The sequence below is a fragment of the Microbulbifer sp. MCCC 1A16149 genome (assembly GCF_050368945.1).
GTDB lineage: Bacteria > Pseudomonadota > Gammaproteobacteria > Pseudomonadales > Cellvibrionaceae > Microbulbifer.
Genome location: NZ_CP185959.1, coordinates 225956 through 252843 on the forward strand (window position 1 = coordinate 225956; position 26888 = coordinate 252843).

The following is a 26888-nucleotide window of genomic DNA, read 5'->3' on the forward strand; positions in this document are numbered from 1 at the left end:
GCACAAAAATATTGGGCTAGATGCGGCGCGTCGATGAATGTACTGAAAGTGGCGTTGAGTCGAAGGGCGTGAAGGCAGGGCTGCGGCGGGTGGAGTGGTGGCGCCGGTGGGCCGAATGAGGCAGGTGGGGGATTTGGCGACAGTGGGGCTGTGTCAGTTTTCGGTGTATGGGTCGTTCTTCACCAGATGGAAGCGACTGCGACGAGCCTCCGCGATTTCAGCCCTGCGCTTCAGCTGTCGCTCCAGTTTTCTCTGTGATTTCTCTTCATCGGTGGGCCAGGTGTCCGCTTCCGACAGGGTATACAGCACCGAGCGCCACAGCCTGGAAACATTGAGACGCAGCGGGTTGTTGATGATCGGGTAGCGGTGTTCCGGATCGCAAACCTGCAGCCAGCCGTGCAGGGAATGATAGACCGACAGCGTGGCCCGCACTTCGCCGGCGCGGGCCGCCAGCTGGATAAATGCGGAGTGCAGTTGCGGTCGCAGATTGCTACTGCCGGCGAGAAACTCTACGGCGTGTTCTGCATACCTGAGCTTCAGTCGATGCCATTGCCTGAGAGACATAATCGGATATTGTCGTTTTTATGTGCCGGTTGAACGATAGAAGTGCGCTGCCTAGCGAAATGCCACGCAGGCCGGGCTGCGCACCCTGAGAACAGTCGCCTGATCGAAAGTCCGCTTGTAGTGATCGATCGCAGCGCTGATCGAGGACTCGATCTCAGGACTGCTCGAATGTACCAACGAGAGCACATGGCTTCGCTCTCGCACGGGGACCCCGGCGGCGGGTTTCCATTGCCCTGCGGCGGGAATCACCGTCAGCCCGTCAGCGAAATGTTGGGACAGGACATCGTCCACAAAGCCTTGCCACTGTGTCTCGGACACTTCCGCAACGGGCGGATTGCCAATCGCCGTACCGAAATACAACAGGTCGTGAAATTGCAGGGTTTCCCCGGGCTGGCAGCGCAGTGCCGATGGGCCGCCACAGGCTGCAATCGAGGCAACCATTAACGAAGCGAACAGTATTTTTATACTTGTCACGTGCATTCTTCTTTATGCCATTCGCATGCCATTCGCCAGTGACGAGGCTTCCCGCCTATCAAGTCCGACATTAAAGCTGAGGCTAATAAAGAATTTAAGGTACGCCATTTTGCCGCGGATGTAACCCCTGTCCCTTTTCCGTCGGGACGAGGGAAATCGCGTCAGGCTGGTCGCCCCACACGGAGGATGGCTGCGGAGGGCGAGAGTGGAGAACGATTAGAAATGGTATTTCAGCAGTAGGTTGATATTGCGCTCATTGGAGTCAATGCCGAAGGTGCCGTCTTTGATGCCGAACTTGTCATTCCAGTGGACATACTCGATGCCGGCGTAGAGCTTCTTGGGGTGGCCACTGCGCGCACCGATATCCCACTTCAGCTGGGAAGTGAAATTTATGCTCGGATGCACATCTGCCGAAGCGCTCGCCCAGTCGATAAACCCATCGTACAGAAAGGACTCGTTACCCAGGTTGAACGGCAGTCCCCAGGCCAGGGTCAGCTGTTCGTTGTCTGCCTTGCTGTCATTGGTGCGGTGATAGAGGTTGGCCTGCAGGTAGGAGAACCCCGGGGCTGCCAGATCGAAGCCGACCCCTGCGAGCTTGTTGACGAAGTGCGGGCCGGTGGCGGTGAGGTTGTCCGGGTCATCCATATTGCCAAGTTCCAGCTGCCCCGCCAGCAACACATCTTTCACCGGACCGTAGGCGAACTCGCGGCCACTCAGTTTGCCCAGGCTCAGGCGCGGGGAGATTTCCGTATACAGCTCACTGGAGCCATCTTCCGAGGAGAGGTAATCCGAGAACAGGAACAGGTCTCCCCAGCTGTGGCCACTGGCGTGCTCAAAGGTGACTACGCCGCGGCTGCTGTCATCGGTGGAGAGGCTGTAGTTGACCTTGTAGTCCCGGCCGTACAGCGCGGTCAGGCTATTGTCCTGCCACAACACGTCGGCCGTTGCGCTGAGGGAAGTGGACAGGGTAAGCAGGCCTGTAGCCAGTGCGGGCAGGGAGCGGGGGAGCGTCATCGGAACCTCTGAATCGGCAGTGTGGTGCAAACCGCAATTGGTCAAAAAATAGCCGCGAAATTTACCGGATTCGTGCGCGGATTGCCAAGTTTTGTCAGGTGAGCCGCGCGGGCAGGGCCGCGTTAGTGTCCCTGGTCCAGAGAATGGGGGTTTGTGTGAAAAGCGTGCTATTCAGGCGTCAAATAAGAAATATTGTTTCAGGGGGCGTTTTACCCGGGCAGCTAAATACGAAGCCTACTGGCCACTACCGTGAACGCCGCCAAACAGGGCATCTTTCAGCAGGTTGGGGTCTTTCTGGATGCGCTGTAAATTGTGATTCAGCGCGGTGCTCTGCCGCGCAAGCCACTGACCTCCTCAACGCTGGTTGCCTGCAGGATATCGTGTTCTACCGAATTGAAATCGACCCGCGTCTGTATCGGATTGCCGGCTGGTGCCTCACCTATATACTGATTGTCCATTTTTTTCGGTACGCCAACCTGTATGTCTAATCACTCCGAACCCGTCGACAACCGCGAAAATACCGGGCAGGCAGCAGATGCCGCCTCGCGCATGAGCGCGCGTCAGATGATGGCTGCGCTCTGGCAGTTTATGCGGCCATACAAGAAGACTTTATTCGGCGCGGCAGTGGCCCTGGTGTTTACCGCTGGCGTCACCCTCGCCATTGGCCAGGGTGTGCGCCTGCTGGTCGACAAGGGACTGACCGGAGACTCCAGCGCCGCGCTTGGCCAGGCAGTACTGGTATTGATGGTGCTCGCGGTACTGATGGCCGTTGGCACCTATGCACGGCATTACCTGGTGTCGTGGATGGGCGAGCGGGTGGTGGCGGACCTGCGCAAGGCGGTGTTCGACCATATCGTGACGCTGCACCCGAGCTATTTCGAAACCAACCGCAGCGGCGAGATCATGTCCCGTCTCACCACCGACACCACACTGCTGCAACATATTATCGGCACCTCGTTTTCCATGGCGCTGCGCAGCGGATTGATGTTTGTGGGCGCGCTGGTGTTATTGCTGTTTACCAACCTGAAATTGAGCCTGATGGTACTGGTGGGGGTGCCGTTGGTGTTGTTACCCATCGTGCTGTATGGCCGCCGGGTGCGGAAACTGTCCAAGGCCAGCCAGGACTCTATCGCCGATGTAGGCAGCTACGCCGGCGAGATCATCCAGCACATCAAGACGGTACAGAGTTACACCCGCGAACAGCACGAGCAGCAGGCCTTCTCCGCGGAAGTGGAAACCGCGTTTGATGTGGCCAAGCAGCGGGTGCGCCAGCGCTCACTGTTGATCGCGGTGGTGATCCTGCTGATGTTCGGTGCGGTAAGTGCACTGTTGTGGGTGGGCGGCAATGACATGATCGCCGGACGTATGAGCAGTGGTGACCTGGCCGCGTTCGTGTTCTACGCCATCATGATGGGCTCGGCGGTGGCGACGATTTCCGAGGTGTACGGCGAGCTGCAGCGGGCCACCGGCGCCACCGAGCGACTCGTAGATCTATTGAATGTGAAGGCAGAAATTCCCGCGAGTAGTACTTCTGCGGATAGTGAGCGCCCAGCTATTGAGGCAGAAGCCGAGGTGGTTTTCGATGGGGTAGCGTTCAGCTATCCGTCGCGACTGGACCGACCGGCGATCGACGGTCTCGATCTGACAGTGGCGGCCGGCAAGAGCCTGGCCCTGGTGGGCCCCTCCGGCGCGGGTAAGTCTACTCTGCTTGAGCTGTTGCAGCGGTTCTACGATCCCAGCGGTGGGCGTATCACTCTGGATGGGGTGGACATCCGGGAGATGGATACCGGCACCCTGCGTCGCCAGATCGCCGTGGTGCCCCAGCAGCCGGCGCTGTTTACTGCTGATGTCTGGTACAACATCCGCTACGGCAAACCGGATGCGACCGATGCGGAGGTAATCGCCGCGGGAAAGGCCGCCCACGCCCACGAATTTATTGAGCAGCTGCCGGATGGTTACAACAGTCACCTGGGTGAGCAGGGGACCCGTCTGTCCGGTGGCCAGAAGCAGCGGATCGCCATTGCCCGCGCAATCCTCAAAGACCCGAAAATCCTGCTGCTGGACGAAGCCACCAGTGCGCTGGATGCGGAAAGCGAGTACCACGTGCAGCAGGCGCTGGAAGCACTGATGAAGAACCGCACCACCATCATCATTGCCCATCGGCTGGCGACCATCCTGCACGCAGACAGTATTGCGGTATTGGATCGGGGCCAGCTGGTAGCGCAGGGTTCCCACGGGGAACTGATCGCGGCCTCGCCGCTGTACAAGCGCCTGGCCGAATTGCAGTTTCAGGATGTCGAGGCACCCGGCAGGGCCTGACAGGGCGTTATCCGGGATAAACCTGCAGTCATTCTGGACGGAAGGTTGCGGGAGTTGCCTTGGTCCACTTTTTGAACGCCTTGCGAAAGTTTGATGCATCGGAAAAACCGACTCGCGCGGCAATTTCCGGCACACTCATCGAGGTCTGCTGCAAATACTGCAGGGCCATTTCCTTGCGGGTCTCATTCAGCACGGATTGGAAACTGTGCCCACTTTGATTGAGCCTGCGCCCCAGCGAGCGAACCGATAATCCGAGTGCTTTTGCCACCTCGCCCGCGTCGGGAAACTGGCCGGGGTTTTCCATCAGCATGGCCCTTACCTGATGGGCAATGCCGTCCTCGGACTCCAGTTCCGCCAGAATGGATTCACAGGATTGCACGCATTTCTGTAACACCAGCGAACTGGCATAGGGCGCCCTGTCGTAAAGGTGCGCGGCATCAAACTCCAGCCGCAGCGTTGCAGTATCAAATACAACCGGACAGTTGAAGTGTGCCCGGTAACTTTCGCCGTAGCCCGGATCCGGGTAGGGCAGGTACAGGCGCAGGTTATGCAGTGGTCGCTTCAGTACGTCTTCACACAGGGCGACGATAGTCCCTATCCAGAACTCCGAGCAGATCGGCAGCACCTCAGGGGCGACCCGTATCTGACTCGCCTCAATCCTCCCGATATTGTCCTGCATCGAAATAATGCTATTGACCGCCGGGCTGGCCAGGCGGAGATAGCGCAGCCCCAGCTCGAAAGCATCGGCCATGCTGCGGGCGCTGATCAGCGTGTAGCCGATCACCCCGAAATCTGAAAACCGGGCTTCTCGGCTCGCGTGTAAACCGATATCCGCCCGCGGCGTGAGGCGTACCGTATTTTGGAAGATCACCTGTATCTGGCTGAATGACACCCGCGCCTGCGGGTTATCCAACTGTCCCTCCAGGACACCGCTGCCTTGCAGCACCTCCCGCACCGGCACGCCAAATCCTGCCAGGGTAGATATCAGGCGAGTAATGCTGTGCAGCAGGTAGGACTTCCTTTCTCTTTCCGGCTGAAAACTAGAGAAAAGTTTCACTTTTTGGGCGCTTTCTGAGGTTTTTCGGTAGGTGCAATATTGGTTATTAAATCACCGATTGGCGGAAATGGACACCCCCGTGTCCCCAACAAACCTTATTTGGGTTGGCGCCTTATGGTCCCCTATAAGCGAGTTCGGATGAGGGAATTTCGCCGGTAGCTGCCGGCTTCCCACTCCCGAATACAACGCTAAAAACGATGCCGAAAAATAGCAATAACGAGAGAAAGACCATGAAAACACTGTCCAGTGCCATCGCGCTGTGCGCAGCGCTGTGTAGCGCCTCCACCTTTGCCGCAGAAGCCGGCAGCCACCTGATCAAGATGGGTGCAGGTACCGTCAGCTATAACAGCGAATCCAACGAACTGAGCGACAACATGGGTATGGGCACCGCCCTGACCCCGGCCGGTATCACCGCGATCGCCGACGACCACAGTGTCACCCTGTTCTCATACGACTATTTCATCACCGACAACTGGTCCGTGCAGTTCGCTGCGGGCACGCCGCCGACGGTAAAGCAGGTTGCCACCGGCACTGCCGCAGCCCTGGGTGAGGTGGGTGAGAGCAAGGCGCTGACTCCGGCAGTCATCGGTCTTTACCACTTCGACCTGGGCAGCAAACTGAGTGCCTACGTGGGTGCCGGCGTTAACTACGCCAAGTTTATGGATGTAGAGATTTACGAGAGCTATGAGCACGCGTTCGGCGGTGAAAGCGAAGGCACTGTCGAAGACAGCGTGGGAGGCGTGGTGAAGATTGGCGCGAACTACGCGCTGAATGAAAGCTGGTCAGTGGACCTGGCGTATTCCCGCTACTGGGTGACCAGTGATATCGAAGTTACCACCGATACGCCGCAGATCGGCGATGTTACCCGCTCCATCAGTATCGATGTGGACCCGGACATCTATTCCCTGACGGTCGGATATCAATTCTGATCAAATTGGACACAAACAAAAACGGGCCCCGAAGGGCCCGTTTTCACATCAGTAGGGGATTAAACCACTACGATGTTTTCAGCCTGCGGGCCTTTCTTGCCTTGAGTTACGGTGAACTCAACGGCCTGGCCTTCGGTCAGGGTGCGGAAACCGGTGCTAGCGATAGCGCTGAAGTGTGCGAACACGTCCGGACCGGACTGCTGCTCAATAAAACCAAAACCTTTTGCTTCGTCGAACCATTTAACGGTTCCAGTCACTGTATTAGACATATCTAATTTCCTGAAATTAAAAAGAGTGTTGCCTCGAGAGGCGGGTGGTGCTTGATGTAAAGGCTCTTAGTAACTGCAGGACACGATATGAACAAAACGTGGCATTGCGAGTACGACAGCGATATAGCGGTATCAATAAAAGTCTTTCTTTCTAGCAGGGGCCACTCTATAGGGAAGTGATCGCCCTGTCTAGAAATTGTTCAGTAATTGGTCGATACATTTCGAAGTTTTAGCCGCCAATATCCCCCGGTAAGGGTTTTCAGGCGGCCTGAGCCTCCGCGCGGGCCCGATCGGCGAGATATTCGTCGTAGGTACCCTGGAAATCGACCAGCTGCTTGTCCTTGATCTCCAGCACCCGGGTGGCCAGGGAGGAGACAAACTGACGGTCGTGGCTGACGAAGATCAGGGTGCCTTCGTACTGGGACAGCGCCTTGTTCAGCGCCTCGATGGACTCCATATCCAGGTGGTTGGTGGGCTCGTCCATCACCAGCACGTTGGTATCCATCATCATCAGCTTGCCGAACAGCAGGCGGTTCTTTTCCCCACCGGAGCACACCCGCGCCTTCTTGTTGGCGTCGTCTGCGGTAAACAGCAGGCGCCCGAGCATACCGCGTACCGCCAGGTCATCGTGCTTGGGGGTGCGCCACTGGGACATCCACTCGAATATGGTCAGATCGTTGTCAAAATCCGCGCTGCTGTCCTGGGGGCAGTAGCCGATGGCCGCATTTTCGGACCATTTCACCACGCCGCTGTTGGCCTGCAGCTGATCCACCAGGCAGCGCAGGAAGGTGGTTTTGCCCACCCCGTTCTCGCCGATCACCGCCAGGCGTGCGCCCGCTTCCAGAATCATCTCGCCGCCGGCGAACAGGGTCTCACCGTCATACCCGTGGGCCAGATCTTCCAGGGTCAGCGCCTGTCGGTGCAGTTTCTTGCTCTGCTGGAAGGTAATGTAAGGCTTTACCCGGCTGGAGGGCTTTACCTCCTCCAGCTTGATCTTCTCCATCTTCTTCGCCCGCGAGCTGGCCTGCTTGGCCTTGGACGCGTTGGCAGAGAAGCGGTTAACGAAGGATTGCAGCTCTTCCAGCTCCGCACTCTTCTTGGCGTTCTCCGCGTGCAGCTGCTCCTGGATCAGGGTGGAGGCAGCCACGAAGTCCTCGTAGTTACCCGGGAAGACGCGCAGCTCGCCGTAATCAATATCCGCCATATGGGTGCAGACCTGATTCAGGAAGTGCCGGTCGTGGGAAATGATGATCATGGTGGAGCGGCGCTGGTTCAGCACTTCCGCCAGCCAGTGGATGGTGTGGATATCCAGGTTGTTGGTAGGCTCGTCCAGCAGCAGGATGTCCGGATCCGCAAACAGGGCCTGCGCCAGCAGCACGCGTACCTTCCAGCCCGGTGCCACCTGCTTCATGGAACCGAAATGCAGGGATTCCTCGATACCCGCCTCCAGCAGGATCTCACCCGCGCGGCTCTCCGCGCTGTAGCCGTCCAGTTCCGCGAACTGCACCTCCAGGTCGGCCACGCGCATACCTTCTTCCTCGCTCATTTCGGGCAGCGAGTAGATGCGGTCGCGTTCCTGCTTGATCTCCCACAGGCGGGTATCACCCATGATCACCGCGTCGACTACCGAGTACTCCTCGAACGCGAACTGGTCCTGGCTCAGTACACCCACGGTGCAACCGGGCTCGATGGACACATTGCCCGCAGACGGCGCCAGCGCGCCACTCAGGATCTTCATGAATGTGGACTTGCCGCAGCCATTGGCCCCGATCAGACCGTAGCGGTTGCCATTGCCGAACTTGGCGGAGATGTTTTCAAACAGCGGCTGGGCACCAAACTGCATGGTGATATTGGCGGTGGTGATCAAGAGAATATTCCCGGGGGCTTACAGGTGGGCGGTATAGATGAGCGTCATCAATGACGGCCGCTGACGCCAGAGCGTACGGCGAGCCGCGCACTATAAGGGCTTGCGGGCAGGGTGTCGAGAATTTTGCCTAATAATTGAGCATTCGATAGTCGCAGGACGGGCAGGCTTCTGGCAATGGTCCCTATGCGGGTTTGCGCAGCGATTTGGTCCAGGCGTGTAACAGGCCAACCGGGTTTTTCAGCTTTCTGCCGAGGTTCAGCAGTTTCCACTGCTCCGGATTCAGTAACTGCGGTTGCTGCTCGGCGAACAGGCGGTACAGGTGATATCGGGTTACGGTTTTGGCGATGCTCCAGTCCGGGCGCCAGATACGCGAGCGCAGGGTGGCGCGCTCGAAATCCACCAGTCCGATGTTGCCCTCTGCATCGACAAGGATGTCTCTAAGCGGAAGGGAATGGCGCGCCACCCCAGCGGAAAGCATCTTTTCGACGATTGTCGAAAGGTCCCGCAGATTGCGCTCGCTGAGGGCTTTTACTGAGGCACCTGGCAGGCGTGACATCTCGAGCAGGCGGGATGTGTCCGCAGTGCGGATCAACTGGGGAAAACCCGTGACGCCACGCAGCCGTTGCAGAGCGGATTTTTCAACCCGATAACGGCGATCAACGCCCGGTCTTTGCTTGAAGTACTTGGTCACCGACTCGGTGCCGACCTTGAGCAAGACCTTGCGGGTCTCGTAGGTGCCATTGATGACGCTTTTTCCCGTGGATCGGGAGCGAATTACATTTTCCATGAAACGTCCCTGTTTCAAGTGAACTGCCGAAATCTATCAGTAGTTCAGGCCCGAGAAATCATGCGCCATATGTTCGCTGCCAAACTGGTCTTCCGTGACTAACTGGCGCAGGTAATAATTTCATTCGTGAAATTATTATTACCGGGAAATTAAGATTTGGAAAATGTTTTTCGATGATCCGAGGGGATATCCTCCGCCTAGAGAGCCTGAAAAGAGCAGGCCCTGCATTAGGACGATTTTACGCACACGTAGACTGAATTAGTCGATTCCTCGCTCATGAACGGGTTGTAAAACGAGATCACATGCGACTCCACCGACTCAAAAACTGTCCCCAGTAAATCCTCGAAAGATTCCTCTGGCAGGTTTTGTGACCACATCGCGAATACGCCTCCCGGCTTCAACTGCTCCGCCATCAGTGCCAGATTGTCGGTGGTATAAAAGTCCGCATTGGCTGGGTTCAGGTACTCGGTGGGTGAGTGGTCGATATCCAGTAGAATCGCGTCGAACCTTCTGCCCGGGTATTGAGGGTCAAAACCCGTTTGTGGTGCTGTAGCCAGGTCAAAGAAGCTACCGTGTACATAGCGGTTCCTGCCATCGGCGTTGAGAATTTTTCCGAGTGGCACTTTCTCGTCGCGGTGCCAGCCGATCACGGTGTCGAGTGCGTCGACTACCAGTAACTCGGCGATACGTTCATCTTTCAGCGCCGCCACTGCGGTATAGCCCAGTCCCAAGCCGCCAACCACGACATCCAGCTGGTCACCCCGGGTCTTGGCCAGACCTAGTGTCGAAAGCGCTTCTTCTGCTTCCACAAACATGCTCGACATCAGGAACTCTTCGCCGAGCTTTACCTCGTAAATATCCCGCTCTCCGAGCGCCGGGATACGCCGCCTGCGCAGCGAGATTTCCCCAAGAGGAGACGGTTGACTATCGATTTCTTCAAATAACAGGGGCATGGCGAATAAATCCTAACGCGACTGAAATGATGGGGAATATTTTCTGATGTGGAAAGCTCCACTAATTGGCAGCCAATATACGACGTCGATTGCAAATAAACATCTGGAATTTTTCTCAATCACCGAGATCGCGATTATCAATATGCCGCGATAGATATGTGCGCTCCGAGGGGCGTCATTCCTTGCGCTGGCAGTTGTGGCAAAAGGAGTTGACGTGTAATCGCGTGTAAGGGGTTGTAATCGCTTAGTAATTTCAAACTTTTTGGTCAGATTCTTTTTAATATCAAGCAGTTGTCACGAGTAACTTGAATTCCCCTAAGCGCTAAATTTCGGCTTGTCACGAAAAGCATTTTTCGGTCGTTGCCAAATAAAAATTCACTGATATTCTCGCTGCGCTCGCCGGCTACATGACAAGGAGTTTTAGCCGGATGGATGAGAATGTTAGTGAAAGCGAATCAACTAAAAAGGAATTTAACAATGAACGACACGGTTAGTGAACCCAAGGCAATTCAGTTCAGTGAAGCGGGACAGCCTGCAAAAATCAATTACCAGGTGCCATTGCCCGGTGCACATACCGGACGCCGGATCATGGAGCTGGATCTGGGGCTGGGTAACAAGGACTTTACTGCGCTGGCCAGAACAGCCGGAACCTCCTATAAGGAATCTCTGGGCCTTGATCCGAAGGTTAAGGACAATCTGATTCCCAATGATACTTTAGTAAAAAACTTTCTCAGCGAAAGTATCTACCGGATCAGTACCCGTGTGACTCGGCTTCCTCAGGACGTAAAGCCGGCCCGGGCCCCCATCGACAACACCACATCGCGCGCCACAAGCAGCCAGCAGATGAAAACCATTGCTGCACTGAATGATGCAGTGGATCCTCGTGTTTTCAAGGAAAACATCCATACCGGAATTGTAATGGTGCCGACAGTCGGCTGGGCTGGCAACCTGACCTATACCCCGCATCCGGTTGATTCGTCAGAGAAGCCCAAAATATTCCTGGTGGAGCGCTATGGAGTCAGCTCGTTCCTGGGCGACTACGGTATGGGTAAAACGGTGAAGACGTTTACCCTGTTGCCCGGGGAAACGACGCGTATATCCATGCGTACCTGGCAGAGCACCAAGGAGAGCCGCGAGGAATCCTCCAGTATTATCGACTCGCACGAGCAGTCCGCACGGGAGCGATTTGCCGACAAAATCCAGAATGAAACTACCGACAAGCAGACCAAGTCCAAAACGGAAGAGTGGCATGTAGAAGCGGAAGTGTCCGCCAGTTGGGGTTTTGGTAGTGCCAGTGTATCTGGTGGCGGGAGCGGCGAGTACTCCAGTGGACGTGAGCAGTTTGCCAAGCAGGCAGCAGAATCCGTCAAGGAACACGCTGCAGAATCTTCCAGCAAACGGGAAATGTCGGTAACCAGCAGCTCCGAGCGGGAGGAGGAATCCGGATCGGAAACCATTATCGAACGCACCATCAGCAACGCAAATATGCGTCGTGTCCTGAACTTTGTGTTCCGCGAGTTGAATCAGGAGTACATTACCAAGTTACACCTGAAGGACGTCCGTGTGGCGTTTACCAACGGTCGTCGCGATTCCTGGCGCGAGGTGCCTATTTCCGGTCTGCTGGGCTTCCTGCAAGAGTTCGTAGTGGAGCACAAAATCCCGCAGGTGGCTCGTGCCATCCTTAAAGTAGCGGGCTTTATCGCCGACAGCGAAGATATCATGGTGCCCACCCTGGAGCGGGTAAACCTTGTGGATCACGGTACACGTATTGAGATCGAGCCGGCCACTCTGGGTGAAGATGGCGAGTTCCCGGTGCCTACCGCCAACAGCTATTACCGTTTCAAATCCGGACCTTTGAATCAGGCCGATTCCAGCAATCCCGTGGATGGCGTCCTGCTGAATGACTCGCGTATTACCATGCGAACTGACAGTGTTATCGTGGAAGCATTGCTCGGACAGGCGGATGCACTCGACGAATATGCGATGACGATCCAGCGCGCAGCGGCAAACAAGGAAACCCTCGCTAACGATCGCGAACGCATTGTTCAGGCCGCGATCGCGGAAGCCAAGCTCGAGGATCGCCTCGAAACCATCGTCGACCTGAACCGTCTGTGCGCCCTAGAGACAGAAGAGTAAGGAGGAAAAACCGATGCCTCCAAGACATCCAGTCACTGATGTGGGCCAGGTGCTCAACTCAGCGACGCTGACACAGACGCCGGTGGCAGGTACCAAGGCAGCCACTGGCGGTAGCTCAGGGACAGCCAAGGGTCCATCGATCAAGACATTGATGCTTTACGATAGTGGCGATTCTGGAATCAGCGGCTTCGCGCCGATCCTTGCGCGCGCCTATTATCCGAAAGCAAAACTGGTAGGTGTCGGGTCCGTTGCGGAACTGGCGGCGGCACTGAGCAAGTACGGGAAAATCGATACTCTGGTTATCAATGTACACTCGGCACCGGGGCAGCTATTTATAGGCGGCCGTAACCCGACTACGGAGACCGTGCGCCAGGCGCTGGCAAAGACCGGCGTTACCGTGCAGTCAAAAATCGTATTCGAGGGCTGCCAGGTAATGCGGGATCCGGTCGATACTTGCAAGATGGTCGCGAGTATCTGTGGTCCCAAAACGCAGGTCACCGGCTTTACCTATTTCAGCGTCTCCAATACTTTCGAAATTGATTTTACGGACTTCAAGGACGCAGGTGAAATCCAGTCGTTTTACGACGACTTCACCATGGATTACATGGTACCGGGGCTTCCCTCGGCCAAGGCCTCTGTAGGTAAGGTCATTACCCACGGGCGTCGTTGGTTCCGGGATAAGTACGATGAGACGCTGCCAGAAGACGGGAATTTCTTGCATATTGAGAGTCTGGAAAGTCTGCAGCCCTACAAGCTTAGTACCGCTGAAGATGCCCTGCGAGCCCAGGCTGACTTTTCCGGTCCGGTTGTGCCCGGCGCAAAAGTGACGGTAACTAATGTATCGGCCGTTGCGAATGCAGAGCAGGTGGAAGCGGAAGCTGCCACACCGTGAGATCTATGAGCTAACGCTTACGCTATTAAAAATGGAGTAGCGATGTATGTCGCTACTCCCTTTTTTATGCAAGAAGTCGACCCTGAGAGCACAGACTTAGAAGACTTACCGGATACTTCTGAGTTCTATGTTATCCAGAAAAAAGGCAAATGATCCGGTATCCCGCACTCCCCGGGTCATTCGCAGCTTCACGCTTTGTGCGTTCGGCGGCGCCTCCAATCTCGAAATGGTCAGTCTCTGCCAGCCGTCAATGTACTCCACATTGTCTTCGCGGTGCGCACTTTCACTACTACCCTTGCACTCGGTCTCCTCGTACCAGGAGACCCGGAATATCCCCCCGCCCTCTTGATTGGAGCGGGAGTCGATTTTCACATCCGCAGCCGCGGTGAAAACCCGATCGGTACCAATATTGATACATTGAGAAAAGGTGTGTGCACCATAGCCGCCCTTGGCCGAAGTGATGGCAAGGCGCGCACCGCCGGTGTACCCCTTGCCCTCTCCGGCAGACCAGCGCGTGTCCCCGCTGGTCTGCCAGCCATTCAGTTGCTGGCTGAAATTCCCATTGAATACGTAGTTTGCCCCCAGTGGTCGGGTGAACTTGGGATCGTAGGAGGTGGGTGAACGGGAAGCCTGCTGAAATTCTAAGGGTACGAGAACAATGTCATCCCACATCGCCTGCTCCCCTTTGGCAGAAGTCCTGGATTGGGAAACAGTAATTTTTGCCGATTTCGCACTCAGGTTGCGCAACAGACGATCCCGGGTGACTTGCTGCCAACCACGTACAGAGGGCTTGGGCTCCAGATACGCGGCAAAAGTACCGCCGGTGGAGCAGTCCTCACTCTTGTACCAGACGAGGTTGATCCTGTTCGTCTGGCGGGCTTTGAAGAAACCGATGGGCTGATAGCGTGCGGAAAGGCGATACCGGCGACCGTCTTCAAGCGGCACACACTGGGAAAGCTCCGCATTGTAGATGCGTCGCTCCTTGGGGTGCTCTGGTGGCGTAGACTGCACCGCAAGAGCACCAGTCTCGGGGAGCCCGGAACTGGTTGCCCAGTGGAAGAAATGTGCATTCTTATCGGCACTCCAACCCTCGATACCCCGAGAGAAGTCGCCATTAAAAACCCGGTTACCGAATCTGGGTTGAACGGCTGCGCCTTTCTCCCCGCTGATATTAATCCGGGAGCTCAGGGCCGCTTCATCGAGGTTCCTTTCCTCGATCTGCCCAGCGCAAGGCGTATCCTGAAAGCTCGTATGGCCGTCTACATCAGTACACTGGTAGAGCGCTGCAAAGAGTGGCCGGGGTATCAGCAAGATGGCCAGTAGTAGATACGCACGCATGGTCGATATTCCTTATCCGTTACCGCGAGCTTTCACTTTTCTTCGTGCGCGCATGAAAAAATGTTCAGATAGTCATCTATTGTCGGCTGCATGATGGCTAGGGTGCGTTCGAAACCTAAAGAAGGCTCTTTACTTTCCGACTGCCCAAAGTCACTGCCTGTTATGAGTGCTGCGAATATGAAAAATGGTACTTGGTAAAAAGTAAGTGCTCGCTTGCCGGGAAAGTGTTCCATCGGGTTGCCGATCTTTAATTTTTTATTTGCTTGGTTGCTGATCTGAGAAATTGGTTACTATATCGGTCAAAATGGTTAGCTAATTGTTTCACGGAGCGAAAAATGATTGAACAAAAATTGATAGTGGGCCGCTATCTTGAACTTAATACGCCGGTACCAGTTAATGCCAGGCCGGCGGCGAACGGTTTTCAGGAGGTGACCCGGCAGATACTTCATATTTCCAAATCCTCATCCAAATCCGCGCCGATGGCACCCAATAATCCGATGGCCGGATTTAACCCAACATTCAAACAGAAAATGGAAATTGGTTTCCAGCGCGCAGGACAACATGTGCAAAGTCAGATGGATCGCCAGAGAACCAGTAACGTTGGTACTGGGCATTCTCCCAAGGTGCACCGTAACTTTGCCTGGCTCGAGTGGTTGCCAGGCGTGGTAAGCGAAGTTCGTCCAAATGGTGTGGATATTCTCACCGGTCCTATGAGCGGCTGCTGGATCACAACCTACTTGCGCAATGGCGTGCGCTATGTTGGGCATGTGGGTACGGACATGACGCCTACTACACCAAATTCAATCGCGGCAAGAACAGCTTGGAATAATTATGCCCGTGACGCGCAAATTGGCGCATTCTCTGGCTTCAACCCGTTTAATGATCCGTGGACTAATGGTGCCATGCCTGCGGCCTTACCGGGAGAATCGAACCGTAAAACATTTGCCCTGGTGACAACCGAAGGGCACTTCTACACCGTGATTGCCTATCCCCAGGCCAGCCAGCCCACCCGAATTCGTATTGCGGGTATCCAGAGAAACACTCCCTCTCTGCCGGTGCGTGGTCAGATTTAACGACGCATAGGGTATTTATTGGTGTGGGCTTCCAGCGAACTCCAGGATTCGGATCCGCTGGAAGCCGTTTTCGACGGCTTTCCAAATACTTCTTTATCTTATGGAGTCAGGGACGACAGCTCTTTGTGCTCGTTGCAGCTCCTGATGCAGCTCTGACATCGGGGCCTGTTCCACTATCAACCAGCCCTGGTAGGATCGATCCAGGTCCGCAATCAGTAAAATCACAATCGAGAATGACAGCGCCAGTGCCAGCGCAATCTGTACAGACCCGCGCCGACCCGCACCGAGCTGGAAGCCAATACCGAACATCGCAAGCGCAGTCACCACCGCCAGTGCCGCCCAAATCGGAGACGGGATCCGGTAGTGGGCCCCGACGTGGATTCTCGATGTGTTGAAATCGATGACTTCATTGAGAGCGTCGATAAATTTGCCGAGCCGTATCCCGTCGTACCCCTCAGAACTGAGTTCCGCGGCAATTCGCCAGAGTTCTTCGTGGATTTCCTTGCTGCGCAATACCCGTTGCTCAAAGTTCTCCAGGTGTTTCGGGTCAAAATCCCGTACCGCCGAATACTCCGCCAGCAAGGCACGCGCCCTTAGCCGTGCTTCGACGGGGATAAGGTCTGCCCGCAGGTAGGTAGTGGAAATGGCGTTGACTTCATTAAGTAACAGCGCCTTGCGTTGCATAAATCGCTCTGCCGTAGAGTTGAAGGTAAACGCCAGAAGAAAGGCCAGGAGTCCGAGAATTGCCGCGACTGCACTGCCTATGGAAACATCACTCAATACCCCCTTGCGTGAACTACGCCGACCAAAGAAGTCGCCAAGTGCCATGGAGACGAGCACCAACAGCACCGAAAACCCGCCGAAATAGGGAAGGGAGATTTGATTAAAGATGCCAGAAGAGTCCATGCTAAAAACCGCCGTTTAAAGCAAGTTTGGCCCAAGCTGTGTCGGTCTGTGGTCCTTTATGCGCCAGGCTCACCCAGGGCAGCTATCCACGGTGAGCCTGTGATCATTACTTCCGGTACACGATAAGAATCACCAGATCTTCGTCGCCTGTCTGTCGCAGGCCGTGGGAGTTCCCCGGGCGGGTGAGGATGGCCGTCCCGGGGCCAACCTCGGATGTCTTCCCATTCATGGTCAGTTCCCCGGCTCCACTGATCACGTAATAGATCTCGTCCTTGTGCTGCTCGTGGTAGCCGATGGCCGAACCAGGGTGCAGAACCCGCTTTTTAAAAACCTGATTCATTGCGGATACATCGGAAAAGAACGGAAAACCTGTGGTTTTGCCGCCGCCTTTATGTGGGCCAGGTTGATTGATCGCGATATCTGAATCCTGCTGGATAAAATATCCGCTATCTTCCACTTTCTGTGCCAGCGACACGCTGGCAAAAAGGGTCAGCGCCAAGCCCGATAAATATCGATTCGTTGTTATTTGTAATAATTTCATAGCCTGCTACTAAAGCGCGTACCGGCCAATATAGTGTGCGATGTCCATCAACCGTGCCTTACCGCTGAATTCAAACCGCACCTTGCCCAGCGAAGAAAAATACAGCTCCAGCTCGCTATCGATATCAAAAGTACCGGAACTCTCTACCGAGAAGGCGACGATGTTCTTGTAAGGCAGCGAAGTGAAATCCTTCTTGCTACCGGTGATTCCCTGTACGTTGACCGCAATAATTCGCTTGCTGGTAAACACCACGCCGTCGCGCATGGATTTGAAGGAATCCAGCACCTCCTCGCCGTCGAGTAACAGCGGGGCGACCTTTTCGGCGAATCCGGCATTCTGTTTCAGCTTGAACAGACTTTTGTTTTCGAAATCGATCATAGAATTGGTATCCGTTTATACAGATTTACGGCTAATTGGTACGACAGAGAATGCCATATCTTCGCTATAGTAAGTAGCCCGAGTAACGGCATCCCTAAATTAGATAAAAATTACACTTATGGCGGAACTGTTCCAAGCCAGATTAAAAGAAATCTACCAGAACGAATCGCGCCGGGTGCTCGCAACCCTGATTCGTCTGCTCGGGGATTTTGATCTCGCCGAGGAGGCCCTGCACGATGCGTTCGCCGCGGCACTGACACAGTGGCCCAGCGACGGTATCCCCGATAACCCGCGCGCCTGGCTGGTTTCTGCCGGGCGCTTCAAGGCCATCGATCAGCTGCGGCGCAAGGCGCGCTTCAATGTGTCTTACGAGGAGGTTGCCGAACGCCTCGAAGCCGAGCTTACAACCGATGATGAGCTGGAAGTCCAGGGCATTGAGGATGACCGGCTGCGCCTGATATTCACCTGCTGTCATCCGAGCCTTGCCCCGGAGGCTCGACTTGCCCTCACCCTGCGCGAGGTGTGCGGGCTCACTACCGAAGAAATTGCCAGCGCCTTCTTAACTTCTACACCCACCCTGGCGCAGCGCATCGTGCGCGCCAAGGCGAAGATACGTGATGCCAAAATCCCTTATGAGGTTCCAGCGGCGGAGCAGCTACCCGAGCGTCTCGACAGCGTATTGCACGCCATTTACCTGATTTTCAATGAAGGCTACTCCGCTTCCTGCGGTGACAGCCTGATCCGCCAGGACCTCTCAGCGGAAGCCATTCGCCTGGCGCGGCTGCTGCGCGAGTTATTGCCAGAGCCCGAGGTGGAGGGCTTGTTGGCGCTGTTGCTGCTGCAGGATTCTCGCCGCGCAGCGCGGGTGTCCACTAATGGCGATCTCATCCTGCTGGAGCAGCAGGACCGCACTCTGTGGGATCAGGAGCAGATCAAGGAGGGTAGTGCACTGGTGCTGCGCGCGCTGGCCAGTCGCCGTTTTGGTCCCTATACCCTGCAGGCCGCCATCGCCGCGGTACACGCGGAAGCGGGCTCCATGGATGCCACCGATTGGCCGCAGATTGTCGGCCTGTACGATGCCTTGCTGGAGATTACCCCATCCCCGGTCATCGAACTCAATCGCGCCGTTGCCCTCGCGATGCGGGATGGCCCCGAGCAGGGGCTGGCGGTGATTGATGGGTTACTGGAGCGCGGTTTGCTAACGGACTATCACCTCGCACATGCCGCCCAGGCGGACCTGTACCGTCGTCTGGGGCAAAAGAATGAGGCGTGCGCCGCCTACCGGCGTGCCCTGGCGCTGGCGCAACAGGGGCCAGAGCAGCGCTTTCTCGCTGCCCGCCTCGACGAACTGGACTCGGGCTGACTAGCAAGGCCAAAAAATTTTAAAAAAAAGATTCAATCCACTGTCGAAATCCCTTCTCCCCATTCGACTAACCAGTGAAACCAACACCTCAGCAGCTGCTGGCCAAATAAAAGGAGCAAAAGATGAAGTATCTGGCGCTGGTCTATTACGACGAAAAGCTGATGGAGCAGAAGTCCCAGCAGGAATGGGATGCGCTCAACCAGGAGTGCATTGCCTGTGTAGAGGACCTGAGTGCAAACGGCCACTTCATCGATGGCAGCCCGCTGATGCCCACCAGCTCAGCCACCACCGTGCGCGTGCGCGACAACCGCGTCACCGTGACCGATGGACCCTTTGCCGAAACCAAGGAGCAGCTTGCCGGCTTCTATATGCTCGAGGCCAGGGATCTCAACGAGGCCATCTCCCTGGCCGGCAAGATACCGCCGGCCCGCTACGGTTCGGTTGAAGTGCGCCCCGCACGGGAACTGATGGAAACCGGTAACGCCGCCGGCGGCGACGCAGGCTGAGTTCGCGAAACACGTTAAAAGAGGAGAATCACCATGCCCGGCACCGTACGTTTACACCGCGTGTTGCGCGCTCCGGCCGAGCGCGTCTATCGCGCCTTCACCAACCCGCACGCCATGGCCAAATGGTCCCCGCCAGATGGTTTCTACGCGATTTACGACCATCTGGAGCCCGAGGTGGGCGGTACCTACAAGGCGTCGTTTATCAACTTCACTACCGGGGAAAAGCATTCTTTCGGCGGCGAGTTCAAGGAGATGATCGAGAACGAGCGTATTCGTTACATAGACATCTTCGACGATCCGAACCTGCCAGGCACCATGGAGGTCACGGTCACCCTCAAACCGGTGTCCTGTGGTACCGAGCTAACCATCGTGCAGGACGGTATCCCCGACGTGATCCCGGTTGAGATGTGCTACCTCGGCTGGCAGGAGTCCATGCTGGCCCTTGCCCGTCTGGTCGAACCGGAAATCAAACAGTAACTAAGTTCCAACAGTAATTATGTTTAAACAGGGAAGGGATTAATCATGAAAAACTACCTCGCCATGTACCTCGGTACCCCAAAAACCAGCAAAGCATGGGACCACCTCACCGAAGAAGAGCGGCAGCAGCGCATCCAGGAAGGCATGGCCGCCTGGGGCGGCTGGATGGAAAAACACAGCGATATCCTCGTTGCCGAAGGCGGCCCGCTGGGCAAGACCAAGCGTATTGGGCCCGATGGCATCAGTGATGTGCAAAACAATATGACGGGCTACGTCATCATCAAAGCGGAAAGCCACGAAGACGCGGCCAAGCTTTTCGAAAACCACCCGCACTTCGCCATCTTCCCCGGCGATTGCGTGGAAGTGATGGAGTGTATGCCGATCCCGACGCCCTGAATTCAACTGCCGCCGGGCAATAATCCGCCCGGCGGTTTGAATCTTTATGCAAGGGCAAACTCCACCGCCCGTATCGCATGAATCTCCGCCGTATCATAGAGCGGGGTTTCCGTATCAGACTGCTGCACCAGCAAAGCAATTTCGGTACACCCGAGAATCACTGCCTGCGCACCTCGCTGCTGAAGGTTCTCAATAATTTCCAGATACCTAGCCTTTGACTCAGGCTCAATGATCCCCTGGCACAGCTCCTGGTAAATCACCTCGTGCACCAGGCTCTGCTCGTCGGGCGCAGGGGTAATTACCTCGATACCGAAGTTTTCCACAAGTCGTCCCTTGTAGAAGTCCTGCTCCATAGTAAACCGCGTACCCAGCAAGCCCACCTTGGTAACTTTATCGCGCACCAGCTGCTGTGCGGTGGCATCGGCAATATGCAGAACCGGAATCGAAATCTGTGATTCGATCTCGTGAAAAACCTTGTGCATGGTGTTGGTACAGATCATCAGGAAATCCGCGCCGCCTTTCTCCACGGATTTGGCAGCCTGCGCAAGAATCCTGGCCGTCGCGGGCCAGTCGCCGGCATGCTGTAGTTGTTCGATTTCCGCGAAGTCCACGCTGTACAGGCAGATCTTGGCCGAGTGCAGGCCACCCAGTTCCGCCTTCACCCGCTCATTGATCGCCTTGTAGTAGCTGGTGGTCGATTCCCAGCTCATCCCGCCCAGCAGGCCAATGGTCTTCATTGCTTTTCCTGTTTTTTAATTAGTGTTCCGTATCCAATGCATTTCACTGTATCAGGAGCAGGGGTGCCGATTAAGCTGTGGTCATTGCCAGCAACTTCTCTGCATGCCGGCGCAACTCGGATTTGAGGTCCGCGGGCGAGAGAATTTCAAAATCGTACGGTAGCCGTACCAGCTGTGAGGCAAACCAGCCCAGGCAACCGGTCTGTGCGCGCCACAGCACCCCATCGCCTTTTGGCGTCAGCAGACCGAGTTCATCACCGAGCATCCTGGTGGCGGTCTCGAGATCGGTATGCAGGAACAACTCCACTTCAAAACCTTGCTCCATGGTCGCGAAGCTACCGCTGAGATAGCCGGCTGCATCGAAGTCCTGTGGCCGTTCAAAAGGCGTTTCCAGTCTGCGTAACTGGCGCATGCGATCGAGGCGGAAGGTGCGGATTTCTACGCGCAGGTGGCAGTGGCCCACCGCGTACCAGCGGCCGTAGCGGAACACCAGGCCATAGGGATCAAATTCCCGTTGCGTCACTGCCTCATCTGCGTTTTCCCTGCTACTGGTATAGTCAAACACCACGCGGCAGCGGTTCTGAGTGGCGGCCGCCAGGGTGGCCAGTGTGAGGCTGTCCGCCGCCGCAGAAGGCACCAGATCCAGGGTGACACTATCGTCCAGCGCGCGCAGTTGCTGTTTCAGTTTCTGCGGCATCACCCGTTCCAGTTTGGCCTGCGCGCTGGTTACGGCGGTGGAGACTTCCCCCACACTGAGACTGCGCGCGGCTAGCAGGCCGAGGGAAATGGCCAGGGTCTCTTCGTTGGTGAACATCATCGGCGGCAGCTTGTAGCCAGATACCAGCCGATAACCACCGTAGCGCCCGCGCTCCGCCGTGAGTGGAATACCGATTTCTTCCAGCGTCGCGATGTAGCGGCGCAGCGTACGGCCGTCTACGCCCAGCATCTTTGCCAGCTCGCCCCCGCTGGCATTGCCGTGACTCTGTAGCAGCTCCAGCAGCGCCAGTACCCTCGTCGTCGGATTCGACATGAATTGCATCCTGCATTTTTTATTAGGGCGGAATATAGCCTATTTGACCCATAGAGTACTCGCATCCCGCTCACACACCGTGACGGATGATGAGAAACTGAAGCAACGGAGAGCTGCTATGCAAGATGAAGTGATTTTCTATACCAACCCACAATCCCGCGGTCGTCTGGTGCGCTGGATGCTGGAAGAAGTGAGTGCTCCCTACCGCACCGAGGTACTCGAATATGACGGCAACATGAAAGAGCCCGCCTACCTCAAGATCAACCCCATGGGCAAAGTGCCGGCCATCGTGCACCGTGGCGAGGTGGTAACCGAGTGTGCCGCCATCTGCACTTACCTCGCAGACGCCTTCCCGCAAGCCGGGCTGGCACCACTGCCGGAAGAGCGCGCCAGCTACTACCGCTGGCTGTTCTTTGCCGCGGGGCCACTGGAAGCGGCGATTACCGACTTCAAAGTGCTGGGCGTGGAGCCGGATGCGCAGAAGCAGAGAATGGCGGGCTACGGCACCTACACCGCGGTACTCGATAACCTGCAGCACTGGCTCAAGGAGCACACCTATATCTGCGGCGAGCGCTTTACTGCAGCAGACGTATACGTCGGTGCGCAGATCGCCTGGGGTGTGGAGTTCGGCACCATTGAAAAGCGCCCGGAATTTATCGACTACGCCAAGCGCGTCACCGCCCGCGATGCGCACCGCCGCGCCACGGTCAAAGACGATGCGCTGGAGAAAGAGAAGGCCTGATAGAAAACTGACAGGCTACATGTAACGGGTGGGGCGGCCATTTGCGGCCGCCCCGTCTCACAGAGTCTTAGTTTTTGCTGCCGGTTACTTTTTGATAGCACCCCAGGGGGTTTTGCTGGAAGGGCTGCGCGACTGGCTGTCAGCTGCCGGTTTGGCCGGTTTTTCTGGGCGGCCCGATTTGTTGAACTTCTTGTTCGCCTTCCCACCCTTCGGCGAAAAATTCAGGTTCGACGCCGGCAGATCCTTGACCACAGGAAATTCCTCGATCGTCACCCGCTCAATGATTTTGCCAAGCCGACGCTCCACCGCGCACAGGCGTTTGAAATCGTCCTTGGATACCAGCGACACCGCCTCGCCGGAAGCCCCTGCGCGGCCGGTGCGGCCGATGCGGTGGATATACTCATCGGCGTCGTCGGGCATATCGTAGTTGACCACGCGCTCCAGCTCGTCGATATCAATACCGCGAGCGGCAACCCCGGTGGCCACCAGTATGTTGATCTCGCCGGACTTGAAGCCCTCGAGAATCCGCGAGCGCGAGGCCTGGCTGCGACCGCCGTGGATGGATTCCGCCGCAATGCCGCGCTTCTCCAGCTGGCTCACCAGCTTCGCTGCGCCGTGCTGGGTGCGGATAAAGATCAATGCCTGAGTCCAGTGGCGCTCGTTGATCAGGTGGCTGAGTAGCGCCGACTTGTTGTGCTTGTCCACCGCGATCAGCCACTGGGAAATTTTGGGTGCAGACTGGGTGTTTGCCGCAATGGACACCTCAAACGGATTCTCCACCACGTCCTTTGCCAGTGACCGGACCTGAGGCGACAGGGTCGCGGAAAACAGCAGGCTCTGGCGCTGCTCGGGCAGGCGCGCAAGGATTTTGTTGAGGTCATCGATAAACCCCATATCCAGCATGCGGTCTGCCTCATCCATCACCAGCATCTGCAGCTCGTCGAAATAGAGTGCGCGCTGGTGTGCCAGGTCGAGCAGGCGCCCCGGCGTGGCCACCACAATATCCACACCCTCAATCAGCTGCTGCTTCTGCGGTTCCAGATCCACGCCGCCCACCATGCACATGGACGCCACCGACAGGTGCTTGCCATACAGCCGGATATTGTCCTCCACCTGCATGCCCAGCTCGCGGGTGGGCACCAGGATCAGCGCGCGAAAGCGCTTTGCCCGCCGCTTGCGTTCACCACTGAGCAAATCCAGCATCGGCAGCACAAAGGCCGCGGTCTTACCGGTGCCTGTCTGTGCAGTCGCAATTATGTCCCGCCCTTCCAGGATGGCGGGAATCGCCTTGCGCTGGATCTCGGTGGGGGTTGCATACCCTTTCTCTTCAAGGGCTTGCAGGATAGGGGCGCTCAATCCCAGGGGATGGAATGTCATCTGGACTCTCTAAAGGGGGGGTAGCTAGGGGCATTGGCCGGTGAATGGCCAGCGGCTGGTTTCAGCGCAGCATGGTAACAGTAAAGTACAGCGTAGGCGCCGGCTAACTAATAGGCGTTGGGAGCGGTCGCTCCCTAATCCCCATGCCTTAGGCGTTATGCGCGGTCGGTCCCTGACCGCGGAGGGGCAGATTCCGTTCAGGTAATGGCCCACGCCACGAGTGACAGTACCAGCCCCGCCAGCAGGAACATCAGGCCCTTGAGCATGAGTGATTTCGGGTAGTCGGCTTCCTTGTGAATCAGGGAGTAGGGGAGGCCCGTTATCGGGCCGAGAATAAGAGACGACAGCCCCCAACCCCAGCGGTTGTTACCCAACGCCGTCAGCGCCGCCATCAGGCCCCCAAACCAGAACAGCGTAATGCCAATTACCAGGATGATGAATATCGGTATGGTCAGCCACTGGTTGGTTAAAAATACCTTGAGGATTTCGTGTTCCATAATCTTTCCGGGTGAATATTTTGGCGCGATTGTAGCAAGGCCGGACGGAATTTAGGGCAGCCAGACTCAGGTCAGGATTTGACGCTCGGCCTTGCCGACAATGCCGCCTTGATCCGCTGGCGCAACCAGGCCCGCAACGGATCGTCCTGGGTGCGCTGGTGCCAGATTTGCAGTATGTCTACATCCGGCAGTTTGACCGGGCAGGGGTAGCTCACCAGGTCGGGCAGGCTGCGGCAGGCCTGTGCAGCCACCGAGTTCAGGCAGGTGATCAGCAGGTCGCTGCCCTCAATGGTGGTGGCGGGGGACAGGAAGCTCGACAGCCCCGCCACGATGCGCCGCTGGTGACCGAGTTTGTGCAGTTTCTTGTCTACGATACCGTCCAGGTCACCGGTCAGAGTAGTGACCAGATGCCCGCAGGCCAGGAAGGCCTCTAGATCCAGCGTTTTCCCAATGTGCCGGTTACTGCGGCTCGCCAGTACGCTGAAGCCCTCCTTGTGGACCTTCTGCTGGTAAAAGGACGCGGGCAACTGCTCGAAGAAGCCCGCGATGGCGATATCGCAGGCGCCGGTTTCCAGCTCGGTGCGCGGCAGGCGGCCGCGGGTGTTGTGAAACACCAGCTGTAGTTTGGGCGCCTGCTCACTGATCACCGGCAGCAGTTTGGGCAGCAACAACTGTTCGATAAAGTCGGTGCCAAAGATATGCACCCGGTCTTCCCGCAGCAGAAAGCTCTCTTCGTCGCAGTAGTCGTAAAAGGATTCCAGCGAGCGCACCAGCGCCTGGATCTGCGGCGCCAGCTGGTGTGCCCGCGGCGTGGGCGTCAGTCCGCGCGGGGCGCGGGCAAACAGGGTGTCGTCGAACTCACTACGCAGCTTGGCCAGCTTGTGGCTGAGCGCCGGCTGGCTCAGGTTCATACGCTCCGCCGCCACCGAGGCGTTGCGCTCCTCGTACAGCACCTGGAACAGCTTGAGCAGGTTCAGGTCTTTATTCCCGATATTCATAGCTTTCGATATTCATATTTTGAAAGACTGTAATTCAATGAATCGAATTATCTTATATCAGAATATGCCCTAGCATAGCCCCCAATCTGGCAGCGGCCCGCCCGTGTGGGGCCGGCTGCCGGCGCAAACTGTCTATTGGAGACCTTACATGAAGAAACTGTTTTCGATCGTTGTGGTGCTTCTGGCGCTATCGTCCGCAAGCCTCGCCCTGGCCGCGCCGCGGGTATTGATCGTGGCCACCAGCCACGAGCAGATGGGGGATACCGACGAGAAAACCGGCCTGTGGCTGTCGGAACTGACCCACCCCTACCACGAGCTCAAAAAGGCGGGCTTCGAAGTGGAAATCGCCAGCATCAAGGGCGGCGCGGTACCGGTGGACGCGCGCAGCCTGGCGGATGATGACGCCATCAACTTTGAATTCCTCGCCAGCCCGCAAACCCGCAGCCTGCTGGACAACACCCGCAAGCTCGCGGACGTCAGCCCCAAGCGCTACCAGGCCATCCTGTTCGCCGGTGGCCACGGCACCGTGTGGGACTTCCCCAAGAGCCCCGCGGTGAACAGCGTTGCCTCCGCCATTTATGCTGACGGCGGTTATGTAGCGGCACTGTGCCACGGCCCGGCGGCACTGCTGAACGTCACCGGCCAAGACGGCAAGCCGATTATTGCCGGCAAGAAGGTCGCGGGCTTCAGCAACGAGGAAGAAAAAGCGGTAGGCCTGGCAGACGTAGTGCCCTACCTGCTGCAGGACGAACTGACCGCACTAGGCGCCAACTACCAGGAAGGCAAAGCGTGGGAAAGCTTTGTAGTGCAGGACGGCCGCATCATCACCGGCCAGAACCCGCAGTCTGCTGCGGAGCTGGGTCAGGTGCTGGCCAAGGCCCTGAAGAAGTAAACACTAGCCCGTAAACGCAAAGAGCCCGGTGACTGCCTGTGTTGAGACTGACACAGGCGGTCACTGGGCTCTTTAGTTTCTAATGTAGAGGTAAAAGCCTACTATCAATGTTTGGGATTACCTATGCTGCGGATGCAGAGGGCATAAATTTCCGGTTGTCATTGAATGTCATGAGCAAAGATAAAGTTAAGCACATTAGCGATAAGCAGCGAGAGCGTGACTCCGGGGATGTCTCGAAAGCCATTTGTCGTGCGCGGCAGCATATTCGCAATATGGACTCAGATGAAATCGATGAGCCTGATGGTCTTGCTTCAGGTGATATGAAGAAGTTTCTTGACGACCCGGATTAGTACGAAAAGGACACAGATGATGAGCA

29 protein-coding genes are annotated in these 26888 nt (G+C 56.6%); 12 read left to right on the plus strand and 17 right to left on the minus strand.

The annotated features are described in order from the left end of the window. Window positions 1–153: 153 nt before the first annotated feature. The 3 genes from ACONT6_RS00925 to ACONT6_RS00935 form a co-directional block, all read right to left on the minus strand. Window positions 154–564: a hypothetical protein gene (locus ACONT6_RS00925; RefSeq protein ID WP_428820030.1), complete on the minus strand. Its 411-nt coding sequence runs from the start codon at window positions 562–564 to the stop codon at window positions 154–156. Window positions 565–615: 51 nt separating this feature from the next. After that, on the minus strand, window positions 616–1038 hold the full coding sequence (locus tag ACONT6_RS00930) for a DUF3574 domain-containing protein (protein WP_428820031.1): 423 nt from the start codon (window positions 1036–1038) through the stop codon (window positions 616–618). A 216-nt stretch (window positions 1039–1254) separates the two neighbouring features. Beyond that, a complete protein-coding gene (locus ACONT6_RS00935) occupies window positions 1255–2052 on the minus strand; it encodes an outer membrane protein OmpK (protein ID WP_428820032.1) in 798 nt (265 codons plus the stop codon). Between the two features lie 480 nt (window positions 2053–2532). Here ACONT6_RS00935 and ACONT6_RS00940 point away from each other — a divergent pair, with 480 nt between their 5' ends. Continuing rightward, a complete protein-coding gene (locus tag ACONT6_RS00940; RefSeq protein ID WP_428820033.1) occupies window positions 2533–4371 on the plus strand; it encodes an ABC transporter transmembrane domain-containing protein in 1839 nt (612 codons plus the stop codon). A 28-nt stretch (window positions 4372–4399) separates the two neighbouring features. Here the strand turns inward: ACONT6_RS00940 and ACONT6_RS00945 are convergent, their stop codons facing one another. After that, complete coding sequence (locus ACONT6_RS00945; protein ID WP_428820034.1) at window positions 4400–5428, minus strand: AraC family transcriptional regulator; 1029 nt, start codon at window positions 5426–5428, stop codon at window positions 4400–4402. A 230-nt stretch (window positions 5429–5658) separates the two neighbouring features. On the opposite strand from ACONT6_RS00945, the gene ACONT6_RS00950 reads away from it, so the two are divergent. Beyond that, complete coding sequence (locus tag ACONT6_RS00950) at window positions 5659–6357, plus strand: OmpW/AlkL family protein (RefSeq protein ID WP_428820035.1); 699 nt, start codon at window positions 5659–5661, stop codon at window positions 6355–6357. A gap of 59 nt (window positions 6358–6416) precedes the next feature. On the opposite strand, the gene ACONT6_RS00955 is transcribed toward ACONT6_RS00950, so the two are convergent. From ACONT6_RS00955 to ACONT6_RS00970, 4 genes are all read right to left on the minus strand, one after another. Beyond that, the gene (locus tag ACONT6_RS00955) at window positions 6417–6626 is read right to left on the minus strand and encodes a cold-shock protein (RefSeq protein ID WP_078083408.1); all 210 of its coding nucleotides are present in this window, start codon (window positions 6624–6626) and stop codon (window positions 6417–6419) included. A gap of 259 nt (window positions 6627–6885) precedes the next feature. After that, complete coding sequence (locus tag ACONT6_RS00960; RefSeq protein WP_181254401.1) at window positions 6886–8493, minus strand: ABC-F family ATPase; 1608 nt, start codon at window positions 8491–8493, stop codon at window positions 6886–6888. A gap of 181 nt (window positions 8494–8674) precedes the next feature. Beyond that, window positions 8675–9280, minus strand: a complete 606-nt coding sequence (locus ACONT6_RS00965) for a hypothetical protein (RefSeq protein ID WP_428820036.1) — start codon at window positions 9278–9280, stop codon at window positions 8675–8677. A 227-nt stretch (window positions 9281–9507) separates the two neighbouring features. Continuing rightward, window positions 9508–10233, minus strand: coding sequence for a spermidine synthase (locus ACONT6_RS00970; protein WP_428820037.1), 726 nt, complete (start codon window positions 10231–10233; stop codon window positions 9508–9510). A gap of 477 nt (window positions 10234–10710) precedes the next feature. Here ACONT6_RS00970 and ACONT6_RS00975 point away from each other — a divergent pair, with 477 nt between their 5' ends. Together ACONT6_RS00975 and ACONT6_RS00980 are read left to right on the plus strand one after the other, a co-directional pair. Further along, window positions 10711–12369, plus strand: coding sequence for a hypothetical protein (locus tag ACONT6_RS00975; protein WP_428820038.1), 1659 nt, complete (start codon window positions 10711–10713; stop codon window positions 12367–12369). Window positions 12370–12382: 13 nt separating this feature from the next. Continuing rightward, window positions 12383–13261, plus strand: coding sequence for a hypothetical protein (locus ACONT6_RS00980; RefSeq protein WP_428820039.1), 879 nt, complete (start codon window positions 12383–12385; stop codon window positions 13259–13261). Between the two features lie 105 nt (window positions 13262–13366). Here the strand turns inward: ACONT6_RS00980 and ACONT6_RS00985 are convergent, their stop codons facing one another. After that, complete coding sequence (locus ACONT6_RS00985; RefSeq protein ID WP_428820040.1) at window positions 13367–14599, minus strand: DUF4124 domain-containing protein; 1233 nt, start codon at window positions 14597–14599, stop codon at window positions 13367–13369. 335 nt (window positions 14600–14934) lie between these two features. Between ACONT6_RS00985 and ACONT6_RS00990 the strand changes: the two genes are divergently transcribed. Beyond that, a complete protein-coding gene (locus ACONT6_RS00990) occupies window positions 14935–15672 on the plus strand; it encodes a hypothetical protein (RefSeq protein WP_428820041.1) in 738 nt (245 codons plus the stop codon). Between the two features lie 93 nt (window positions 15673–15765). Here the strand turns inward: ACONT6_RS00990 and ACONT6_RS00995 are convergent, their stop codons facing one another. The 3 genes from ACONT6_RS00995 to ACONT6_RS01005 form a co-directional block, all read right to left on the minus strand. Further along, on the minus strand, window positions 15766–16578 hold the full coding sequence (locus tag ACONT6_RS00995) for a hypothetical protein (protein WP_428820042.1): 813 nt from the start codon (window positions 16576–16578) through the stop codon (window positions 15766–15768). A 106-nt stretch (window positions 16579–16684) separates the two neighbouring features. After that, window positions 16685–17119 carry a cupin domain-containing protein gene (locus tag ACONT6_RS01000; RefSeq protein ID WP_428820043.1) on the minus strand — a complete coding sequence of 145 codons (435 nt, stop codon included), beginning with the start codon at window positions 17117–17119 and terminating at the stop codon, window positions 16685–16687. Between the two features lie 9 nt (window positions 17120–17128). Next, window positions 17129–17497, minus strand: a complete 369-nt coding sequence (locus tag ACONT6_RS01005) for a PH domain-containing protein (protein ID WP_428820044.1) — start codon at window positions 17495–17497, stop codon at window positions 17129–17131. Between the two features lie 118 nt (window positions 17498–17615). Here ACONT6_RS01005 and ACONT6_RS01010 point away from each other — a divergent pair, with 118 nt between their 5' ends. The 4 genes from ACONT6_RS01010 (at window position 17616) to ACONT6_RS01025 (ending at window position 20239) form a co-directional block, all read left to right on the plus strand. Then, window positions 17616–18860 (plus strand): RNA polymerase sigma factor, encoded by a 1245-nt coding sequence (locus ACONT6_RS01010; protein WP_428820045.1) that lies wholly within the window; start codon window positions 17616–17618, stop codon window positions 18858–18860. A gap of 122 nt (window positions 18861–18982) precedes the next feature. Then, window positions 18983–19366, plus strand: coding sequence for a YciI family protein (locus ACONT6_RS01015; protein WP_428820046.1), 384 nt, complete (start codon window positions 18983–18985; stop codon window positions 19364–19366). Window positions 19367–19399: 33 nt separating this feature from the next. After that, window positions 19400–19843 (plus strand): SRPBCC family protein, encoded by a 444-nt coding sequence (locus ACONT6_RS01020; RefSeq protein WP_428820047.1) that lies wholly within the window; start codon window positions 19400–19402, stop codon window positions 19841–19843. A 45-nt stretch (window positions 19844–19888) separates the two neighbouring features. Beyond that, the gene (locus tag ACONT6_RS01025; protein WP_428820048.1) at window positions 19889–20239 is read left to right on the plus strand and encodes a hypothetical protein; all 351 of its coding nucleotides are present in this window, start codon (window positions 19889–19891) and stop codon (window positions 20237–20239) included. A gap of 44 nt (window positions 20240–20283) precedes the next feature. On the opposite strand, the gene ACONT6_RS01030 is transcribed toward ACONT6_RS01025, so the two are convergent. Both ACONT6_RS01030 and ACONT6_RS01035 read right to left on the minus strand, forming a co-directional pair. Then, window positions 20284–20976 carry an aspartate/glutamate racemase family protein gene (locus ACONT6_RS01030; protein WP_428820049.1) on the minus strand — a complete coding sequence of 231 codons (693 nt, stop codon included), beginning with the start codon at window positions 20974–20976 and terminating at the stop codon, window positions 20284–20286. A 70-nt stretch (window positions 20977–21046) separates the two neighbouring features. Next, on the minus strand, window positions 21047–22006 hold the full coding sequence (locus ACONT6_RS01035; protein ID WP_428820050.1) for a helix-turn-helix transcriptional regulator: 960 nt from the start codon (window positions 22004–22006) through the stop codon (window positions 21047–21049). Between the two features lie 118 nt (window positions 22007–22124). On the opposite strand from ACONT6_RS01035, the gene ACONT6_RS01040 reads away from it, so the two are divergent. Then, the gene (locus ACONT6_RS01040; RefSeq protein WP_428820051.1) at window positions 22125–22748 is read left to right on the plus strand and encodes a glutathione S-transferase family protein; all 624 of its coding nucleotides are present in this window, start codon (window positions 22125–22127) and stop codon (window positions 22746–22748) included. Between the two features lie 84 nt (window positions 22749–22832). On the opposite strand, the gene ACONT6_RS01045 is transcribed toward ACONT6_RS01040, so the two are convergent. The 3 genes from ACONT6_RS01045 to ACONT6_RS01055 all read right to left on the minus strand — a co-directional run bounded on the left by ACONT6_RS01045 (window position 22833) and on the right by ACONT6_RS01055 (window position 25620). Then, window positions 22833–24125, minus strand: coding sequence for a DEAD/DEAH box helicase (locus ACONT6_RS01045; protein WP_428820052.1), 1293 nt, complete (start codon window positions 24123–24125; stop codon window positions 22833–22835). Window positions 24126–24322: 197 nt separating this feature from the next. After that, on the minus strand, window positions 24323–24622 hold the full coding sequence (locus ACONT6_RS01050; protein ID WP_255463486.1) for a hypothetical protein: 300 nt from the start codon (window positions 24620–24622) through the stop codon (window positions 24323–24325). A 71-nt stretch (window positions 24623–24693) separates the two neighbouring features. Then, window positions 24694–25620, minus strand: a complete 927-nt coding sequence (locus ACONT6_RS01055; protein ID WP_428820053.1) for a LysR family transcriptional regulator — start codon at window positions 25618–25620, stop codon at window positions 24694–24696. 148 nt (window positions 25621–25768) lie between these two features. Here ACONT6_RS01055 and ACONT6_RS01060 point away from each other — a divergent pair, with 148 nt between their 5' ends. Then, window positions 25769–26512: a type 1 glutamine amidotransferase domain-containing protein gene (locus tag ACONT6_RS01060; RefSeq protein WP_428820054.1), complete on the plus strand. Its 744-nt coding sequence runs from the start codon at window positions 25769–25771 to the stop codon at window positions 26510–26512. A gap of 170 nt (window positions 26513–26682) precedes the next feature. After that, window positions 26683–26862 (plus strand): hypothetical protein, encoded by a 180-nt coding sequence (locus tag ACONT6_RS01065; RefSeq protein ID WP_428820055.1) that lies wholly within the window; start codon window positions 26683–26685, stop codon window positions 26860–26862. Window positions 26863–26888: the final 26 nt, after the last annotated feature.

What these genes read in the sequence shown, in the direction of transcription:
- ACONT6_RS00925 (WP_428820030.1), bottom strand. Translation starts at nt 564, where the DNA reads ATGTCTCTCAGGCAATGGCATCGACTGAAGCTCAGGTATGCAGAACAC.
- ACONT6_RS00935 (WP_428820032.1), bottom strand. Translation starts at nt 2,052, where the DNA reads ATGACGCTCCCCCGCTCCCTGCCCGCACTGGCTACAGGCCTGCTTACC.
- ACONT6_RS00940 (WP_428820033.1), top strand. Translation starts at nt 2,533, where the DNA reads ATGTCTAATCACTCCGAACCCGTCGACAACCGCGAAAATACCGGGCAG.
- ACONT6_RS00950 (WP_428820035.1), top strand. Translation starts at nt 5,659, where the DNA reads ATGAAAACACTGTCCAGTGCCATCGCGCTGTGCGCAGCGCTGTGTAGC.
- ACONT6_RS00955 (WP_078083408.1), bottom strand. Translation starts at nt 6,626, where the DNA reads ATGTCTAATACAGTGACTGGAACCGTTAAATGGTTCGACGAAGCAAAA.
- ACONT6_RS00965 (WP_428820036.1), bottom strand. Translation starts at nt 9,280, where the DNA reads ATGGAAAATGTAATTCGCTCCCGATCCACGGGAAAAAGCGTCATCAAT.
- ACONT6_RS00970 (WP_428820037.1), bottom strand. Translation starts at nt 10,233, where the DNA reads ATGCCCCTGTTATTTGAAGAAATCGATAGTCAACCGTCTCCTCTTGGG.
- ACONT6_RS00975 (WP_428820038.1), top strand. Translation starts at nt 10,711, where the DNA reads ATGAACGACACGGTTAGTGAACCCAAGGCAATTCAGTTCAGTGAAGCG.
- ACONT6_RS00980 (WP_428820039.1), top strand. Translation starts at nt 12,383, where the DNA reads ATGCCTCCAAGACATCCAGTCACTGATGTGGGCCAGGTGCTCAACTCA.
- ACONT6_RS00985 (WP_428820040.1), bottom strand. Translation starts at nt 14,599, where the DNA reads ATGCGTGCGTATCTACTACTGGCCATCTTGCTGATACCCCGGCCACTC.
- ACONT6_RS00990 (WP_428820041.1), top strand. Translation starts at nt 14,935, where the DNA reads ATGATTGAACAAAAATTGATAGTGGGCCGCTATCTTGAACTTAATACG.
- ACONT6_RS00995 (WP_428820042.1), bottom strand. Translation starts at nt 16,578, where the DNA reads ATGGACTCTTCTGGCATCTTTAATCAAATCTCCCTTCCCTATTTCGGC.
- ACONT6_RS01000 (WP_428820043.1), bottom strand. Translation starts at nt 17,119, where the DNA reads ATGAAATTATTACAAATAACAACGAATCGATATTTATCGGGCTTGGCG.
- ACONT6_RS01005 (WP_428820044.1), bottom strand. Translation starts at nt 17,497, where the DNA reads ATGATCGATTTCGAAAACAAAAGTCTGTTCAAGCTGAAACAGAATGCC.
- ACONT6_RS01010 (WP_428820045.1), top strand. Translation starts at nt 17,616, where the DNA reads ATGGCGGAACTGTTCCAAGCCAGATTAAAAGAAATCTACCAGAACGAA.
- ACONT6_RS01015 (WP_428820046.1), top strand. Translation starts at nt 18,983, where the DNA reads ATGAAGTATCTGGCGCTGGTCTATTACGACGAAAAGCTGATGGAGCAG.
- ACONT6_RS01020 (WP_428820047.1), top strand. Translation starts at nt 19,400, where the DNA reads ATGCCCGGCACCGTACGTTTACACCGCGTGTTGCGCGCTCCGGCCGAG.
- ACONT6_RS01025 (WP_428820048.1), top strand. Translation starts at nt 19,889, where the DNA reads ATGAAAAACTACCTCGCCATGTACCTCGGTACCCCAAAAACCAGCAAA.
- ACONT6_RS01030 (WP_428820049.1), bottom strand. Translation starts at nt 20,976, where the DNA reads ATGAAGACCATTGGCCTGCTGGGCGGGATGAGCTGGGAATCGACCACC.
- ACONT6_RS01035 (WP_428820050.1), bottom strand. Translation starts at nt 22,006, where the DNA reads ATGTCGAATCCGACGACGAGGGTACTGGCGCTGCTGGAGCTGCTACAG.
- ACONT6_RS01040 (WP_428820051.1), top strand. Translation starts at nt 22,125, where the DNA reads ATGCAAGATGAAGTGATTTTCTATACCAACCCACAATCCCGCGGTCGT.
- ACONT6_RS01045 (WP_428820052.1), bottom strand. Translation starts at nt 24,125, where the DNA reads ATGACATTCCATCCCCTGGGATTGAGCGCCCCTATCCTGCAAGCCCTT.
- ACONT6_RS01050 (WP_255463486.1), bottom strand. Translation starts at nt 24,622, where the DNA reads ATGGAACACGAAATCCTCAAGGTATTTTTAACCAACCAGTGGCTGACC.
- ACONT6_RS01055 (WP_428820053.1), bottom strand. Translation starts at nt 25,620, where the DNA reads ATGAATATCGGGAATAAAGACCTGAACCTGCTCAAGCTGTTCCAGGTG.
- ACONT6_RS01060 (WP_428820054.1), top strand. Translation starts at nt 25,769, where the DNA reads ATGAAGAAACTGTTTTCGATCGTTGTGGTGCTTCTGGCGCTATCGTCC.
- ACONT6_RS01065 (WP_428820055.1), top strand. Translation starts at nt 26,683, where the DNA reads ATGAGCAAAGATAAAGTTAAGCACATTAGCGATAAGCAGCGAGAGCGT.